This window comes from Enterobacter sp. 04-C-12-SI-ECC (genome assembly GCF_047530715.1).
Taxonomy (GTDB): Bacteria; Pseudomonadota; Gammaproteobacteria; order Enterobacterales; family Enterobacteriaceae; genus Enterobacter; species Enterobacter bugandensis.
Genome location: NZ_JBLKDI010000020.1, coordinates 48,680 through 65,791 on the forward strand (window position 1 = coordinate 48,680; position 17,112 = coordinate 65,791).

The window sequence follows — 17,112 nt, forward strand, 5'->3', positions numbered from 1 at the left end:
CACCTCCTGAACGTTACGCCTTGTCATCGTCATACTTAAACGTGAGAAGGAAAATCAGCGCGATCGCCGCGGCCGCTACCGCCGGGATCCACCAGAATGTCACCCACGCCTGCGGCACGGCCTGCCCTGCCACCAGGCGGTTATAGAGCGCGCCGGAAATCTGCGAGCCGAGGAGCATGCCGATGCCGTAGGTGAACATCACGATCATGCTCTGCGCCTGGCCTTTCACCTTTTCGCCTGCCACCCGGTCGGTGTAGATAAAGCCGACGACAAAGAAGAAATCGTAGCAGACGCCGTGGAGCAGAATGCCGAGATACAGCAGAATGCGCCCTTCCTCGCTGACGCCCAGCGCGAACATGGCGTAGCGCACAAACCACGCCAGCATGCCGATCAGCAGCATGACCTTCACGCCCAGACGGCGGAACAGCAGCGGAATGACCAGCATGAAGAAGATCTCGGACATCTGCCCGAAGGACATGGCGGTGCTGACGTCGGCAATTCCTGCATCCGCCAGATACGAGGCGGTGTAGGCGTAATAGGTGCCGAGCGGGACGGAGATCAGCATCGCGCAGACGGAGAAGACGAAAAAGTGGCGGGTTTTGAGCAGCGCGAACGCATCCGCGCAGAAGAGATCCCGCACCTTCACCGGCAGGCCTTTCGCGGGCGCAGGCGTGTGCGGCAGCGTCAGGCTGTAAAGCGCCAGCAGCACGGAACTGGCCGCCGCTACCTTAAAGATGGTAACGCTGGACGCCACGCAGGTGACGCCGATGAAAATGCCCGCCACGATCCAGCCGATGGTGCCGAACACGCGCACCACCGGGAAGGTTTTATCCACGTTCGCCAGGCTATGGAACGCGATGTTGTTGGTCAGCGCCAGCGTCGGCATGTAGCAGAGCGTGTAGCCAAACAGCAGGCCAATCAGCAGCGCGCCGTTCTCGGCAATCAGCGCCCCCGGCACGAACCAGAGGATCGCCGCGCCCGCGAGGTGCATCACCGCCATCACCTTCTGCGAGGCGAAGAAGCGGTCCACCAGCATCCCGAGCACGAACGGCGAGAGAATCGAGGCGATTGGCCCGGCGGAGAACGCATCGCCAATCAGCAGAGACATGTTGTGCTGGGTCATCACCAGGCCGAGCGTGACCGACCAGCTACCCCAGATAAAAAATTGCAGAAACATCATCAGCGACAGCCGCGGTACCAGCAGCCGGTGCTGCGCTATCGCCTTTTCACTACTTTCAGTTGACACCATGATAAGCCTCACCCGGAAAAAGTAATCGATTACAAAACAACTCAAATGAAAAGTAATCGATTACAAAATAAAGATCCTGTGGATCGTAGAAGATTTGGGAGGGGGGTCACGATAAAGATGAAGCAGTGTTTTGTAGGCCCGTAAGCGCAGCGCCACCGGGCGTGAAGGCAGGTGCGGTCTGGTTTGGTGCGGTCTGTTGCCCTCACCCCGGCCCTCTCCCACAGGGAGAGGGAGAAAAACGGGTTACTTTTTGCGTGAGAGCTTAAACGCGATAAACAGGAACACCACCCATACCGGCAGCAGCATTGCTGAAAGCCGCATCTCATCCATGGTGCACATCAGCACCAGAATCAACGCCAGGAACGCGATACAGAGGTAGTTCCCCGCCGGATAGAGCAGCGCTTTGAACTGCGTCTCGCGCCCCTTGCGGCGCATCGCCGCGCGGAAACGCAGGTGCGCCAGGCAGATCATGATCCAGTTCAGCAGCAGCGTGGCGACAACCAGCGCCATCAGCAGGCCAAAGGCCTGTTTCGGCAGCAGGTAGTTGATTAGCACTACCAGAGACGTAATCGCGCCGGAAAGGAACAGCGAATTGACCGGCACGCCGCGGCGGCTGACGCGGGTGAGGAACTTCGGCGCGTTGCCCTGTACGGAGAGGCCAAACAGCATACGGCTGTTGGAGTAGACCCCGCTGTTGTACACCGACAAAGAGGCCACCAGAATGACGAAGTTCAGTGCCGAAGCGACCACGTTGCTGTTGAGATCGTGGAAAATCATCACGAACGGGCTGCTGTCGGACTTCACTTCCACCCACGGATAGAGCGCCAGCAGCACCACCAGCGAGCCGATATAGAACAGCAGAATACGGTACACCACCTGGTTGACCGCTTTCGGAATGCTTTTGTGCGGGTCGCGCGCTTCGGCCGCGGTAATGCCAATCAGCTCCAGACCGCCGAAGGAGAACATAATCACCGCCAGCGAGAGGATGAGCCCTTTCCAGCCGGTCGCCAGGAAGCCGCCGTGCAGCCACAGGTTGTCGATAGTGGCACGCTCGCCGCCGTGGCCGGAGAACAGCAGCCACAGGCCAAAGCCGATCATGCCGATAATCGCCAGCACCTTAATCAGCGCAAACCAGAACTCGGTTTCACCATACAGGCGCACGTTGACGAGGTTAACGGCGTTAATGATGATGAAGAAGGCCGCCGCCCAGATCCACGTGGGCACGTCCGGCAGCCAGTACTGCATGTAGATGCCTGCGGCGGTCAGCTCCGCCATCCCCACCAGCACGAACATCACCCAGTAGTTCCAGCCGGAGAGGAAGCCTGCGAACGGGCCCCAGTATTTATAGGCAAAGTGCGCGAAGGAGCCTGACACCGGCTCTTCAACGACCATCTCGCCGAGCTGGCGCATGATCAGGAAGGCGATAATCCCGGCGATAGCGTAACCCAGCAGAACAGCCGGGCCAGCCATCTGAATGGCGGGGCCGATGCCGAGAAACAGCCCGGTACCGATTGCGCCACCGAGGGCAATTAACTGAATATGTCGATTTTGCAAACCACGTTGCAGCGTCGGATTCTGATCCGACGAGGCTTCAGCGCGACCATGGCCTGAAGCGGATGACGCGTCTTTCACGCCCTACCCCTGTCTCTTTTTTAGAAGGGGCACGTTTTAACACTTCATGCTGGTGGTAGCAAGCTTAACGCCGGGCCAGCGCGTGCGCCCGGCGGATAAACGTCACGACCCGATAATTCCGCCGTCCGCTTTCACGATCACCACCGTGGACGATCGCGGGCGTCCGTTCGGGCTGGCGTCCGGCCAGTTAGAGACGGCGCGCGGATTGGCCGGGTCGGTAATATCATCCCCGCCCTCCCCTGGGTGCTGAATGTTGATAAACAGCGTGCGGTTGTCCGGCGTAAACGCAATGCCGGTGATCTCACACCCGCGCGGCCCGGTCAGGAAACGGCGATACTCGTTGGTGCCCGGAATGGTCGCCACCATCTGGTTATTGCCCATCCCCTCATACGCTTTCTTATTGATGGTGCTGGAGGAGACGTCGGTCTGGATCCACAGGACGCCCTGATGATCGAAAGAGAGTCCGTCCGGACTGCCGAATGCCGCGCCCTGCATGGAGCCTTTGGCCTTCGGATCGTCGCCGTCGGTGCGTCCGGCCATGACCAGAATATCCCACTTAAAGCGCGCGGCAGCAGGATCGGCCCCGTTTTCGTGCCAGTGCATGATATGCCCAAACACGTTGTTGGCGCGCGGGTTGGCGGCATCCACCGGCGCTTTCCCCTCTTTCCCGCGATCGCTGTTGTTGGTGAGCGTACAGTAGACGCTGCCGCTGGCGTGCGGATCGACGGCTATCCATTCGGGGCGATCCATTTTGGTCGCCCCCACCGCGTCGGCCGCCAGGCGAGTTTTAATCAGCAGATCCCCCTGGCTTTCAAACCCTTTACTCTTATCCAGGCCATTTTGCCCGAAGATCAGCGGCAGCCAGTCGCCGCTCCCGTCCTCGTTGAACCTGGCGACGTACAGCGTGCCGGAGGTCAGCAGCTGCATATTGGCTTCACGGTTCGCGGGATCGTATTTTTTGTCCGAGACAAACTTATAGATGTACTCAAACTTTTGATCGTCCCCCATGTAGACCACCACGCGGTTATCGGCGGCGAGCGTGACGGCTGCCCCCTCATGCTTGAAGCGGCCCAGGGCGGTGTGCTTGCGCGGTGTGGAGGTGGGGTTGTAGGGATCGATCTCCACGACCCAGCCGAAACGGTTGGGTTCGTTAGGAGTTTTATCGACGCTGAACCGCTCGTCCACCTCGTTCCAGCGGTAGGATTCATCGCTGTCGCTGATGCCGTAGCGTTTTTCCAGCGGATTGAGATCGGCTTTTTTGACAAAAATATCCGACCAGTTTTCCTCGCAGGTGAGATAGGTGCCCCACGGCGTGTGGCCGTTAGCGCAGTTTTGCATGGTGCCCAGCACGCGCTCCCCCTGCGGGTCGGCGGCGGTTTTCATTAAGTCCTGATGCCGCGCCGGGCCGGTAAGCTGCATCGGCGTGTTGACGGTGATGCGGCGGGCATATGAAGACGGGCGTACCACCTGCCAGTCGCTGCCCGCTTTTTTCACTTCCACCACCGAGACGCCCATTGCGTTCTGCCCCTTGCGGGCCTTGACGAGGCTCCAGTTCGCCGTACCGTCGGTAAACAGCATCCCGTTGTCGATGTATTCATGGTTCATCGCCAGCAGGCCATGCTCCGGGTTTTGCTCCCCCTGCGGCAGGCTAAACCACGCCATGCCGTCGTGGTGCATGCCCGCCTGCACGGCCTGTTCGTCCGTGGTGTTGCTGGCGTCCGGCTTAAAGGCCGGCATGTTGTTTTTGATCCCCGTCGGGTCACCCCAGCGATAGAACGGGCGGGCAATATAGCCTTCCGGCACCCTGACCGTATCTTCGGTGGAGACGTCGATGCTGGTAAAGCCCAGGGAAACCGCTTTTGCCAGCGCGGAAGGCTTCGATACCGCGGCAATGGCGATCTCAGGTTTGATCAGAAACGGGAATGATACGGCGGCCCCCGCAACGGCCCCCATCTGGAGAAAACGGCGGCGGGAGAGGAACACCTCTGCCACCTCGGAGAATACCGGGTTTGCGCTGCGGTTAGCGATGTCGTCGCGATGTTCTTTTTTAAAAACGGATTTGAGGGGTCTGCCCATAGCGGCTTCCTGTCATTGGCCAAGAGGTAAAGAATTGTCGACCAGTGTAAGAAGCTTTTATTACAATTTTATAACACGATGACGGAAGGATGGGGGCATCCGTGCCCCGGATAACGAGGTGGAACGCTTAGAACTCGTAGCCAACCGAGACCTTAAAGGTACGCGGTTCGCCCTGAGTGATGTAGGTACCGGAATCGTCCACGCTGGCCCAGTAGTTCTCATTGGTCACGTTGTCGATGCCCGCGCGCACGGTCATCTGGTTTGCGTTGTGGTTCACCGCGAAGCGATAGCGCATGCCCAGATCCAGCGTGGTGTAGCTATCCAGCTTTTTGCTGTTCGCGAGGTCGGCATACTGCGTGCCGGAGTGGTTCACGCGAGCGGTCGCTGTCAGGCCGTCAACCGGCTTGATGTCGTACTCCGCGCCCAGCACGGCGTAGAAGTTCGGAATACCAATTGCATCGTTGCCCTGGTTCACGCCGTTTTTGGTTTTGGTTAGCTCCGCCTGCAGCCAGGTGGCGCTGGCGTTCAGACGCATCCCGAGCATCGGCTCGCCGAAGACGTTCAGCTCCACGCCACGGTTACGCTGCTCCGCATCCAGGCCGTAGTGATTGTTAGCATCGAGGATCGCCGAGGGCATTTTAATCTCAAACAGCGCCAGAGAGCCGCCCACGCGCCCGAAGTCCGCCTTCACGCCCACTTCGTTCTGCTTAGAGTGAACGATGCCGGTGCTCTGGCCGTAGTTGGTGGCGGTGTTAGGTGCGGTTTTGCCCGGCTGCAGCGCTTCGGTGTGGTTGGCGTAGAGGGAAATTTCTTCCCACGGTTTGTAAACCACGCCGTAGGTTGGCATCCAGCGGCTGCCGTCGAAGCCGTCCGCGTCGTTCTCTGCGCCGGTAATTTTGTTATACCCGCGAACGACCACTTTCTGATGGCGCGCGCCTGCGGTGAACAGCAGCTTGTCATCCAGCACGCCCAGGGTATCGCTCAGCAGCCAGCCCTGGGTACGGGTGCGCCCGCTGGTCAGCGGATCGCTGTATTTACCACCGGAGCCGTTTAAGTTGGTGCTGTCCGGCATCGCGACGCCGGTGTTGTGATAAATGTTGGTGGTCGGGTTATCCGCCGTCGCCGACATTTTCCAGGCGATTTTTTCGTTTTTGGTCATCGCGGAGTACCCCACGTTGACCTTGTGCGATACGAAGCCGGTAGTGAAGTTACCGCGAATGCCCGCCATCCCGCTGACGGAATCGCTGATACGGTTGGTATCAAGACGACTGACTACCGCATTACCGCTTTTATCCATCAGTTTCGGCGCGCTGTAGATCCCCTCTTCGTGCGCGTGCTGCGCGCCGAGGCCGGTATAGGCGGTCCAGCTGTCGGTGATGTCGTACTCGCTGCGCCACATCCCGAACTCGTTTTCGATATCGCTGTAGGCCCACTTCTGCGAGAAGTTACGATCGTTTTTCGGCGGTTCTGGCACGAAGTCCACCGCTGAGATGTTGACGCTGGTCGGGCTGCCGTGGAAGGTTTTTTTCTGATAGCCCAGATCCAGCGAGGTACGGAAGCGGTCGCCTTTGTAGTCCAGGCCGGTGGAGAGCAGCGTGGTGCGGCGGCGATCGTTCGGTACGCCGGTTTCGCCTTCACGATGCACGAGGTTCACGCGCGCGCCGAACTGGTCGTTATCGCCAAAGCGACGCCCCGCATCCAGCGTGGTGCCAATCTGGGAATCCGAGGTGTAGTCCACGCCCACTTTCGCCTGCGGCGTTTCCCCGGCATGCTTTGGCTCAAGGTTAATCATCCCGCCCACGCCCGAGCTTGCCGCGCCGTTCATCAGGGAGTTTGCCCCTTTGAAGATCTCAATGCGGTCAACCATCTGGGCATCCACCACCTGACGCGGCAGCACGCCGGAGAGGCCACCGAAGGTCATGTCGTCGCCGTCAAACTTCAGGCCGCGAATGCGGAAGGTTTCTGCGCTGTTGCCGTAACCCTGCACAAACTGCACGCCCGCGTCGTTCGCGACCACGTCAGCAATGGTTTTCGCCTGCTGATCTTCCACCAGCTTTGAGGTGTAGCTGATGATATTGAACGGCACGTCCATGGCGTTCTGCTGACCGAGCATCCCCATACGTCCGCCGTTGGCCACCTGCCCGTCAAGGAAGGCCGGCACCAGCTGGTCTCCACCGGGTTTAAAGTCGCCGGCAGGTGCAGACTGCACAACGATGGTGTCTTCTTTTTTATCCTCTGCCGCCCAGGCGGAATGTGTAACCGCGCCAATGGCGAGCGCCAGCAGCGTTTTGTGCATTTTGGTGTTGTTCATCGTTAACTCGTTTGAAAGTGCGCGCAAAAATAGCCCGTGGACGGGCCTTAGAATATATTGGTTGCAATGCAAATGAGAACTATACGCATTATCTATGCTTTGGCAAGCGCAAATCTCTGCAGGATCCTGCTCAAGTTAATGCGTGATACAAGGGGATGCTCACCTTGCGCTGAACCCTTTGAGCTCACACGCACGGAAAATTGAGTCCATTTTGGCAACCATGACGCAAATACGACAGAAGGAGAAAATCAGGCTGGTTTGAAACTGGCGTAAGTGCCTGTTTCTAAATGGCACGCCCTGTAGGATTCGAACCTACGACCTACGGCTTAGAAGGCCGTTGCTCTATCCAACTGAGCTAAGGGCGCACTGAGAAGAGTGAACTTCGCGGTGGTGAAACGCGAAGAATTATACGGTCAATGTCAGGTGAGTCAATGCCTTTTCCGTTTTCGGGGGCAATTACCGCTAGCCGATTGTAAATACGGCTATTTTCTCAACATTTCTCGCTGTTTCACCGTAAAATTTAGCGCTGCGAAAAGGCTTAGTTGTATTTAAGTAACGCCTGCTGTTTTCCTGCTCGTCGGCTCGTCACACTAGAGCGAGGTTTCCCGGCCGCCTGGAGGCTGACAGACAACAGGACAATGGAGTGACAGCGCAAAACCCGTTCGATACGCCCCCCCGATTACAGTTTATTTCTCAGGACATCGTCGGCATCAAACTGGAGCCTGTCGTCGCCCTCACCTCTCAGCGTCAGGTTGGCGTGGAGGTGCTTAGCATTCTGTCCGAAACGCAGCACAGCGAGGATTTTTTCCGCCATCAGTCGGCAGGCTGGTCAATGACGCTGCTTGAAGCGCAGCTTGCTGCACTAAAAAAGACGCCGCACGGTAAAAATCTTTTTATTAATCTGCCGATAACCGTTCTGACAGAGCCAGCGTCCTTTCAGCGGCTCATCAATCTGAAAAACACGCCGCTGAATATCGAGATTGTTGATCTCTCTGCCTTTCTGGCTTTCTCTGCCGCACAGAAGCAGCGCGTCATTCAAAACCTGTCGAAACTCCGGGAACAGGGGCACAGTATATGGCTGGATGACATCGACGAAACGGTCATTCAGCCGTTTTTATTTTGTCGATTACCGTTGAACGGCATCAAAATTGATAAGGGCGCATTCTGGCGTTTACGCGCCACACCCGCGCTGAGGCAGCTGGTTTCACGTTGCTTTCAGCTGGCCGGGAGCGTGCTCATCGAAGGTATTGAGACTGAACGCGATCGCACCTGGGCACTGCAGGCAGGCGCAGATCTCGGCCAGGGATATTACTGGCCGTCCTGGACATGGCCGGAGGATTAAAGAGCCATTTCCAGGAGGGAGACCATGCGAATGACAGTGCGCCGTTACCGGCGGCGGCGTACAGGAAGTGATGCACTGGGATTTACGCGCTCACCTTTTGCTCCCCCCTTTTTCGACCGGCTCGAGTTTTTGAGCCAGTCCATCAGCCAGCCCCGAAAAACCGACGCTCCGTTTATCATTCTGGTCACGGAGGATCATTTTCTGCGCACCGGTTTTCTCAATGGGCAGTTTCCCCTGAGCAGCTGTTGCGACTATATCTCACTGGATGATGCGCTCGGCGCTCAGGCACAATGGCCTTCAGCGCGTCTGGTGGTGGATGTAGAAAGCCGTTCCACCGGGCTGATTGATCAACTGGATCAGTTAAGAAGGCATAGCCTGTATCCCCCCTTCCTGACGCCGTGGCTACTGGTCCGGGCAGATAATTATGATACCCGCCTCTTCTGCAAAGCGGCGGGGCCTTTTCACGTGCTGGAACGTCAGATGAACGCGGCAGGGCTTCAACACAGCCTGATGGATGCCCGCCCACCGCAGGGGTCCGATAAAGACTGGTTTTCCCGCAATGAATGGCCGATTTTGCAGGAGCTTGCCCGCGGTAAGACGCTGCGTCAGATTGCCCTTCTGCAGAATCGCCCCTATAGCCGCATTATCTATCGTCTTAGCTGCATCCTGCTTAAGCTGGGGCTGAGCCATCGCCAGGAATTGTTACACCTTCTTAATAACCTCTCTGACTGCACGTTTTAACTTACGCACTAACTTCTTATTTCCTAAAGCGCTTTAGGAATTTACTTACCACGCATGTTATGAAATGGTTAAATTTTAACAAAGTATTCGATTTTATAACTATTCCTAATTTATGGTTCGGAACCATGTGAAATGTCACAGAATGAACCAAAGGCAGCACTTTCCTCCATCCGTTAAGTGAATGCAGAAGGCGTTAATAAGATGATAATGATGTAAAAACAAGCAGCTTCGCTTCACTCTCCAGGAGCGGAAAGCAAAGTGGATAGCATGTTCTCCTGCGCGATGATGGCGTGACGTTGATGCGCCTTAAGCACTTTCAGATGAAGGTTTGACACCTTGCGAGGGCACTTTTTCGCCTCTTTGACCCTGGGTCGCCCGCCGAATCGGCGGTCTTTTTTATTAACAATTACGCAACATAAAGAGACATCTGTTATTTTTTGTTATTACATAAAGATGAAAAGATGCGGTAAATGGGATAACAGGATATTTCCGCTAAATTTAAAAACATAGCCATTAAGATCCAGAAGATAATACAAACCAATAAGCGGAGACTAATTTACAGGGTTTTCGGAAAAAACTTACTCTGTATAATAAGATGCGTACCAAATCTGAATAAGAAAAATCTTTTTGCCAACACCAGCCAAATGAGATGACCGCGCTGAGGCACTGTTCTTTTCATTACGTAAACAAGGATGCTTTCGCTCTTTCCAGGGAAATACTACGGTATAGGGATCTGCACTTTATATCCTTCCGGCATTTCGAGAGTTTTACAAAACTCTGCATAACGCTTTTAACAATCTGAGGCATTAAAAATGAAACCGGCATCCGTTATCATTATGGACGAACATCCTATCGTCAGAATGTCGATAGAGGTCCTGCTACAGAAAAATAAAAATATCACAGTCAAGCTTAAGTCTGGCGATAGCCATGAAGTTCTTGACTGTATTCGTAATCATCCTATCGATTTGGTGATCCTTGACATCGAACTTACGGGCACAGACGCCTTCGCTTTACTGAAGAGAATCAGAAACTTAAACAAAGACATTAAGATTCTGTTCCTCTCCTCTAAATCAGAGTTATTTTACGCGGGTCGTGCGATTCGCGCCGGGGCCAACGGCTTCGTCAGTAAACGAAAAGATTTGGGTGAGATCTACAACGCCGTAGAGATGATTCTGATGGGTTATTCTTTTTTCCCGTCGGAAACGCTGAATTTTATAAACCATATGGGTTCGGGAAAAGGGATGGCAGCGGATATGCCATTATCGAATCGCGAGGTCACGGTATTACGTTATCTGGCGAATGGATTATCCAATAAGGAGATTGCTGAACAGTTACTGTTAAGCAATAAGACCATCAGTGCGCACAAATCCAATATTTATTCCAAGCTTGGCGTACAAAGCATCGTGGAATTAATAGATTACGCCAAAGCACACGAGCTGCTATAACCTGAATTCACTCCCTGCAGTTTATCCGAGCTGCAGGGAGTGCGGTCAGTGCTAATTATAATTAATCATGAAGGTAGCATCCGCATCAGCCCGTCCGGGCTGAGGGTTATCGGCCGTGGCAATATAATTGGCATAAAATGATAGGGTCGCATTCCCCTGTGCATCAACCGTCACCGGCTGGCTGGCCTGCTGAAGCGCCAGACGCGTTTTATCCGCATCCCTGATCTCGACGGCGACGTGGCTCGCTGTACTGGCATCATTCAGCGCCAGTAACCCGCTATTGCTCCCGTCAGCCTTACCCGAGAACGTAATGGACGCCGCCCCGGGCGGACAGCCGGTCAGCTTCAGCGTGAAGGGCATAGGTTGCGTGCGGCTCCCCGTGGTGTTGAGTTGCTTCGTGGGCCAGGTGCCCAGCGTGACCGTTTTGTCGCTATCGTTACCCTCAGCCACGCAGGTGAAATCGACAATATTGCCGTAGAGCCGAATATTAATTTCGCCCAATGCGGTTTCCGCCTGAGCCTGGGTGCAAAGCGCAAAGAGCGCCACGGTGATAAAACGGATCCCGTTTCGCATGTCTGCTCCTTAGTCGTAATCCACACGCAAATATCCGCGCGAGGTAAAGCGCCCTTCCGCTGGCTTGTTGCCCGTCACGCTCACCGGCCAGACCCGGATCCCCACCTGCGCCTGCGCGCTGTCGTCCAGGCGGAACGGAATTTTGCTCGTCAGGTTGTTAGGCGTGAGCGGCGCACCGCTCTCGTTGGCAATGATAAACCCCACATCCGGGTTATCCGACACCACCACATTATTGGAGACCTTTTCAGCCTCGACGCGCATCGTCAGCATGGCGTTTGCCTCCACGTTGGTGCATTTAATCGCGATGGTTTTGCTTTGCGATGAGACGCCCTCCGGCTTGTTACCCACGCCCGCCTTGCTGAACAGGGAGGCGCCAATGTCGCCGAAATCAAATTCAACCACATTGCCGGCGTTGATGGCGCAGCTCTGCGGCACCTGAATGGTTCCGCTGTAGCTGATGGTGTAGACCGGCGTGGTCAACGGATCGGAGGAGGTGGTGGTGACGTAAACGCGGAACATGGTGGCACGCGGGATCACCACCATATTAATAAAGCGTCGGGTCACCTTAAGACGGAAAATAAGGCTGGAATCCTGCACGCCAAACGGTTTGTTTTTTGAAACGTTCGGATGGCTCCCCATCTGGATATAGCTTTTGGGTGGATAAAACGCGCCAGCATAGCTGTCCGTGATCTTCATCGCCCCGTCCAGATAGTCGTTAAGCTTCAGATACTGATAGCCATCGCTGGTCCCGGTGATCGGGTAATCAGTCACGTAGCTGCGCTTGGTGGTATTCCCGACGGTGCCCTTCGGGCAGACGGCGTTTACCCCCACCCACTGCGATTTCTCGCTGAGGGTGACAACCTGCCCAACCTGGTTATTCGAGCTGTTGAATTTATCCGTCAAGTCGTAATGCACCTCCGTCGGCACGCCCTTTTCATTGACGCACACGGTGGCTAACGCGTTTGTCGCGGGCAGGAGTGCCAGAAGCGACAAGGCAAAGATATGGATTTTAATCACAGCGGATCCCCTTAAGTGTGATCGCCTGTTGCAGGCTCTTTTCAGGCAAGCTGTAAGGCGCACGGCACTGGGACTGCGCCCCGTTACCCCACTGGACCAGCAGTTCGCCTTCCAGCGGCAGCCCACTCAGGTAAATTTGACCGTCATCCCCCACCATGCTGGTCACGCCGCTCTGGGTTTCACGCACCACGGCGCCGAACGGCACCGGCTGGTTGCCGCGCGTTACCGTCAGCAGGGCGCGCACGCCAATGCGGGTATCAAAGCTGGCGCGGACCAGCGCGCCTTTGGTCGGCACCACGCTGCTCACGTTGTTTTCGATGTCGGTGTTGTTGCTCATGGTATTGGTATCCAGCGCCACGCGGTTGTAGCGGTAGACGGTGGCATACGGCATGACCGCGTAGCCTCGCCAGTCGGTCTTCACGCCGGTCTGGTTTTCCACGCTGACGCCTGATGCCCCCGGCGCCTTAATCAGCACGTTGGTATCGCCCAGCGGCTGGCTGAAGGTCACGCCGTCTGAATGGCCAACCACCCCGCCGGAGAGTTGCCAGTTGAGATCGTGCTGATCGCGGGAATAGTTGTACCCCACGCCCAGCGTGCCGTAGGTTGCCTGCCAGTTGGCGCTGGCGCTTCCGCTTGAGCCGTTGGTGCTGGCGTGTCCCTGGGTCACGCTGTAGTTCAGGTTGCGGTCCTCAAGCAGCGTGCCGCTGACGCCGGTTTGCCAGCTCGTGTCGCCATCGCTGTTTCGGCTGGCGGATGCGGTGGCATAGGCGCGATCGATCGCGCTGTCCCGGCGATAGCCCTGGCGGGTAAAGAGGCTAAACGGTACGGAGACGTTAAACGACGCGATCCGGTCGGTGCCGTCGATCCCGACGGATTTGTTCCACGACCATGACAGGGAGTAGTTGATCCCCTTCACGCCCCCCGCGTAGCCCAGCTGATACCAGAGGTTTGTTTCGTCCGTCCCCCAGTAGGTTTGCTCGCTCCCGGAGATATAGACCGAGCCGTAATCCCCCAGCGACTGGGAAATATTGAGCTGGAAGCGGCCTTTTTTATTCCACGTCAGGTTGTGATAGCTCTGCACGTCCGGCACATCGTTATCGTCCTGGCTATCGGCATACTGGTAGCCCTCCATTGAGCGCCAGGCCACGTCGTCCAGGGTGTAAAACCCCTTCGTTGAGTAGCGGTAGCCCAGCAGCTGGAAGTTGGTGCCGAACCCGTTCAGCGATTTTGCATACAGAAAACGCAGCGATTGCCCTTCATGTTTGCTGTCGTCCGCGAGCTGGCTGCGGGCGTGGGTGATATCGACGGAGACTGCGCCCCAGTCACCGAGGTTTTTCCCGGCACCGACGGCCACTGCGGTATAGCGTGACGCCAGCTGGGTGCCGCCATAGAGCGTAAAGCCGTTGGCAAGGCCGGTAATCAGGGTGCCCTGGGCGAAGAACGGTGTATCCTGGTCGCTGTTACCGCTGCGGTAATCCCCCGCCACGAGGTCATATTTCCAGCGCCCTTCACGCTGCAGGAGCGGCACGGTGGAGTACGGCACGGTGTAGCGCTGCTGGCTGCCGTCTTTCTCTTCCACCGTGACGTCAAGGTCACCGCTGGAGGAGGTTGGGTTAAGATCGGTGATGGCGAACGCGCCGGGCTGGACGTAGCTTTGATAGATAACGTAGCCGTTCTGGCGAACCACCACTTTGGCAGGCGTACGGGCAATACCGCGTACGGTCGGCGCGTAACCCTGCAGGCTGTCGGGGTACATGCTGTCAGACGAATAGAGCCGCCCGCCGCGAAAACCGACGCTGTCGAAAACGTCATTCCCGGTGTTGCTGTCGCCCAGCACCAGCTCACTTTTCAGTGGGATAACGGTGCGCTGCGCCCAGGTGCCAATATTCTGCCACTCGCTGCGCCGCTTCCCGTTATTTTGCGTGTAGCGCCATGCGCCGTTGTTGCGTAAACGCCAGGCACCATAGTTCAGCCCGCTCTGCAGGTTCAGGTAATAGCTGTCGTCTTCGCTTCCCCGGTTGCCCGTAAAGCTGTAGTTCACCAGCGCGGCGGGAATGCCTTCATCCCACTGTTCAGGCGGAATATAGCCGCGCGCGCTGTTTTGCATTGCCACCTGCGGCAGGCTGACGTTCAGGCGCTGTGAAGCAAAGTTAAATACCGTTTCGCTGCCGGGAATGGCCGTGGTCAATGGAACGCACGTTTCACCCTGCACCTTCGCCAGCTCGGGAAATGCGGCAACGTTGACGCCAAAGCGATCGAGCATCGCGCGCGTAATGCACGGCGACAGGCCGCCCGCCACCGGCGGCGTGTTCTCGGCCTGTTCAAAACGCACGTCCTGGGTGCCGATAAACTCATCGTTACGCCAGATATCCACGCGATAGATGCCGGGTGCCTGCTGGTGCCCCTGTTCAAAACGCGACAAATCCGCCACGCTGGCGGTGTCGTCGGATAAGAAGGCCGGGTTGAAGTAGCTTTCGCTCCAGCCAGCCTGCGGCCAGAGCGCGGCCATCAACGCCAGTGCAACCGGGCAGTAACGTCCCTGGTGGTTTTTCATCGCCCTGACTCTGCTCACAGGTTGACGCTGCGCGCCGGTGTAATGGCGCCGTAGTCATTCACGCTCTGCCAGGAGAGCGTACCGCCGGCCCCGGCGGGCAGCACCTGCTGAGCCGAGTTTTTCGGCGCGACCATCAGGTTTTCCAGCGTCTGACCGCCCAGCTTCAGGTTGACCAGAGTGATGTAATACGGCGAGGCGTTGCTGACTTTAAGATGGTTCCCCACGCGCTCAAAGCGCAGCTGGGAAAGCGCCTCATCCGGCTGCATCGCCAGGTTATTCGGGCGCACAAACAGCTTGATGCGCGAAAGGATCGCCAGCTGCAGCACGTTATTGTTTTCCGTTTTCGCTTTGTTCACTGACGGGATCGCCTTCACGTTCATGTAAAAGAGCGATTCGCGATCGGCGGGCAGCGCGGGCCCGGCGTAAATAATACGCAGCGTGTTTTCGCTGTCCGGCTCGCTAACGAACAGCGGCGGCGTGACGGCAAAGGTTTTTTCCTTTTGCCCGCTGGCATTTTCGATCCACGCGTTAATTAAGTAGCGTTCTTGTTTATTGCTGTTGGTGATCGCCAGCGACGTTTGCTTCGCATCCGCCGGATAAATAACGCGCGTGGCCCCCAGCGCAATACCGCCGGAAGCATTCGCGCAAGCAGAAACCATCATTAAAATAAACGATAAAAGCAGTCCTGGTTTAATTAGCATATTCATCAAAACCGTACCTTTAATAATGTGTTCGCAGGTGTTATGGATAAATCAACGTAAACCAGACATCCGACTGAATATTGCCTGGCACGAGGTGTTCGGAAATAGCGCGATAGCGGGCGCTAAAATGAAATGCGAGCTCGCTGGTATTCACGGGCAACCAGCTGACGGCCGTCGCATTCGGGATAATCTGACGCTGCTGCTCATCAAAGAGCGCCAGCCCTACACCGCTGCTGACAGGCGTTTCACCTGGCCGCGATGTCGCCAGAAAAACCTGCGGATCTTCCGCGGGCGTCACGCCCTGAAACTGGATCCCCACGATGCGAGAGACATCCACGCTGCAGTCCAGCAGCCGCACGGTGAACGGCACATTAACCGTTGAAAAGCTGCCCACACCGGAAAATGAATTGGTTCGGTACTGCCCCATGTCGATGCGCATATTCTGGCTGTCGGGTGCCACGGCGCAGCCGCCGTTTACCAGCTCCCCACGAAGATGCACCTTGCCGCCTTCGATCACCACGGTATGCGCCGATGCCGGGCAGGCCATCGCAAGGGTTAACAGCAGTAGTGTTCCAGTCCTTGTCATCCTTCGTTCCTGGCAGTAGCGTATGACGGGCCTCGTCCCTGAGGCCTGAACATCCCTGTGCGAGGGTATTATTCGTATTTCATTACGAAGGTGGCGTCAGCGTTCGCCTGGCCTGGCTCGGTGGTTGCAGCCGTTGATTTGTAGCGCGCGGTGAATTGCAGGGTGTTAGTCCCTTTAATCAGGTCTTTCGCGGCAGAGAAGGTGGCACCGTCCGGGGTCAGCACGCTGGATTTGCTGTCGAGGATCTCGATACCCACGCCTTTCGCGGTGTTGTCGTTGTTACCGGACGTCACGGCCAGCAGGGTTTTGTCGGTCGCGTCGATCTGGCCGGTGAAAGCAACGGCAGCGGTTTTCGCAACCAGCGGATCGCAGTCATTCAGTTCAATGTTGAACGGAATATTAGAGGTGGTGTCGCCCACTTTGGTGAATTTCGCGGTACGATACTGACCGAGATTAACCGTCTGCTCGGAAGAATCGGTATTTACTGAACAAGCAGCATTAACCAGTTCACCTTTAAAATGCACGGTACCGCCATTTACGGTAACCGGCGTAACGGGATCGGCTGCATTAGCGGCACCCGCGACCAGGGCCAGTGTTGCAATAACAGAAGAAGCAATGTTGCTGAGTTTCATGTCTATTCCTTTAAAATGTAAATAACCCTTCCCGCGAAAAATCGGGAATAAGAAATACGTTCAATTGCATAATTGAAAACTTATTTCGGAGGAGACAAAGTAGCTCAGGATGTAATTTTTAAATATGTCAAAACACTGCCATTTCGCCAGGTCACATCCTAATCCCGTCTAAGAAATTGACCATCACTTAAGAAGGGTTTTTGCGCCTCACGGATGAAAACTCGTAAAGGGTGACTGACAGCGGCGCTCGCTT

13 protein-coding genes and 1 tRNA gene are annotated in these 17,112 nt (G+C 56.3%); 3 read left to right on the plus strand and 11 right to left on the minus strand.

All coding sequences use genetic code 11. From position 1 onward, the window contains the following. Positions 1–13 precede the first annotated feature (13 nt). From ACMWL8_RS20665 to ACMWL8_RS20685, 5 genes are all read right to left on the minus strand, one after another. Positions 14–1,249, minus strand: coding sequence for an MFS transporter (locus tag ACMWL8_RS20665; RefSeq protein WP_045260716.1), 1,236 nt, complete (start codon positions 1,247–1,249; stop codon positions 14–16). A gap of 243 nt (positions 1,250–1,492) precedes the next feature. Continuing rightward, positions 1,493–2,881, minus strand: coding sequence for a phenylalanine transporter (pheP, locus tag ACMWL8_RS20670; RefSeq protein ID WP_045260715.1), 1,389 nt, complete (start codon positions 2,879–2,881; stop codon positions 1,493–1,495). 102 nt (positions 2,882–2,983) lie between these two features. After that, positions 2,984–4,957: a PhoX family protein gene (locus ACMWL8_RS20675; protein ID WP_045260714.1), complete on the minus strand. Its 1,974-nt coding sequence runs from the start codon at positions 4,955–4,957 to the stop codon at positions 2,984–2,986. Between the two features lie 127 nt (positions 4,958–5,084). Then, complete coding sequence (locus ACMWL8_RS20680) at positions 5,085–7,268, minus strand: TonB-dependent receptor (RefSeq protein WP_045260713.1); 2,184 nt, start codon at positions 7,266–7,268, stop codon at positions 5,085–5,087. Positions 7,269–7,556: 288 nt separating this feature from the next. Next, a tRNA-Arg gene (locus ACMWL8_RS20685) sits at positions 7,557–7,633 on the minus strand. 278 nt (positions 7,634–7,911) lie between these two features. Between ACMWL8_RS20685 and ACMWL8_RS20690 the strand changes: the two genes are divergently transcribed. The 3 genes from ACMWL8_RS20690 (at position 7,912) to fimZ (ending at position 10,796) form a co-directional block, all read left to right on the plus strand. Then, positions 7,912–8,610, plus strand: a complete 699-nt coding sequence (locus ACMWL8_RS20690; RefSeq protein WP_045260712.1) for an EAL domain-containing protein — start codon at positions 7,912–7,914, stop codon at positions 8,608–8,610. Between the two features lie 24 nt (positions 8,611–8,634). After that, positions 8,635–9,351 (plus strand): helix-turn-helix transcriptional regulator, encoded by a 717-nt coding sequence (locus ACMWL8_RS20695; protein ID WP_028012233.1) that lies wholly within the window; start codon positions 8,635–8,637, stop codon positions 9,349–9,351. 812 nt (positions 9,352–10,163) lie between these two features. Beyond that, a complete protein-coding gene (gene fimZ, locus ACMWL8_RS20700; protein WP_028012232.1) occupies positions 10,164–10,796 on the plus strand; it encodes a fimbria biosynthesis transcriptional regulator FimZ in 633 nt (210 codons plus the stop codon). A gap of 51 nt (positions 10,797–10,847) precedes the next feature. Here the strand turns inward: fimZ and sfmF are convergent, their stop codons facing one another. The 6 genes from sfmF to fimA all read right to left on the minus strand — a co-directional run bounded on the left by sfmF (position 10,848) and on the right by fimA (position 16,859). Beyond that, positions 10,848–11,369, minus strand: a complete 522-nt coding sequence (gene sfmF, locus ACMWL8_RS20705) for a fimbria assembly protein (RefSeq protein WP_028012231.1) — start codon at positions 11,367–11,369, stop codon at positions 10,848–10,850. A 9-nt stretch (positions 11,370–11,378) separates the two neighbouring features. Then, positions 11,379–12,386, minus strand: a complete 1,008-nt coding sequence (gene fimH, locus ACMWL8_RS20710) for a type 1 fimbria D-mannose specific adhesin FimH (protein WP_059355415.1) — start codon at positions 12,384–12,386, stop codon at positions 11,379–11,381. Then, positions 12,379–14,940: a fimbrial biogenesis usher protein gene (locus ACMWL8_RS20715; protein WP_041911034.1), complete on the minus strand. Its 2,562-nt coding sequence runs from the start codon at positions 14,938–14,940 to the stop codon at positions 12,379–12,381. The genes fimH and ACMWL8_RS20715 overlap by 8 nt, the downstream gene beginning before the upstream one ends. 14 nt (positions 14,941–14,954) lie before the next feature. Next, positions 14,955–15,647, minus strand: coding sequence for a type 1 fimbria chaperone FimC (gene fimC / locus ACMWL8_RS20720; protein WP_028012228.1), 693 nt, complete (start codon positions 15,645–15,647; stop codon positions 14,955–14,957). 34 nt (positions 15,648–15,681) lie between these two features. Further along, the gene (gene fimI, locus ACMWL8_RS20725) at positions 15,682–16,227 is read right to left on the minus strand and encodes a type 1 fimbrial protein subunit FimI (RefSeq protein WP_028012227.1); all 546 of its coding nucleotides are present in this window, start codon (positions 16,225–16,227) and stop codon (positions 15,682–15,684) included. A 68-nt stretch (positions 16,228–16,295) separates the two neighbouring features. After that, positions 16,296–16,859: a type 1 fimbrial major subunit FimA gene (fimA, locus tag ACMWL8_RS20730; protein WP_028012226.1), complete on the minus strand. Its 564-nt coding sequence runs from the start codon at positions 16,857–16,859 to the stop codon at positions 16,296–16,298. Positions 16,860–17,112: the final 253 nt, after the last annotated feature.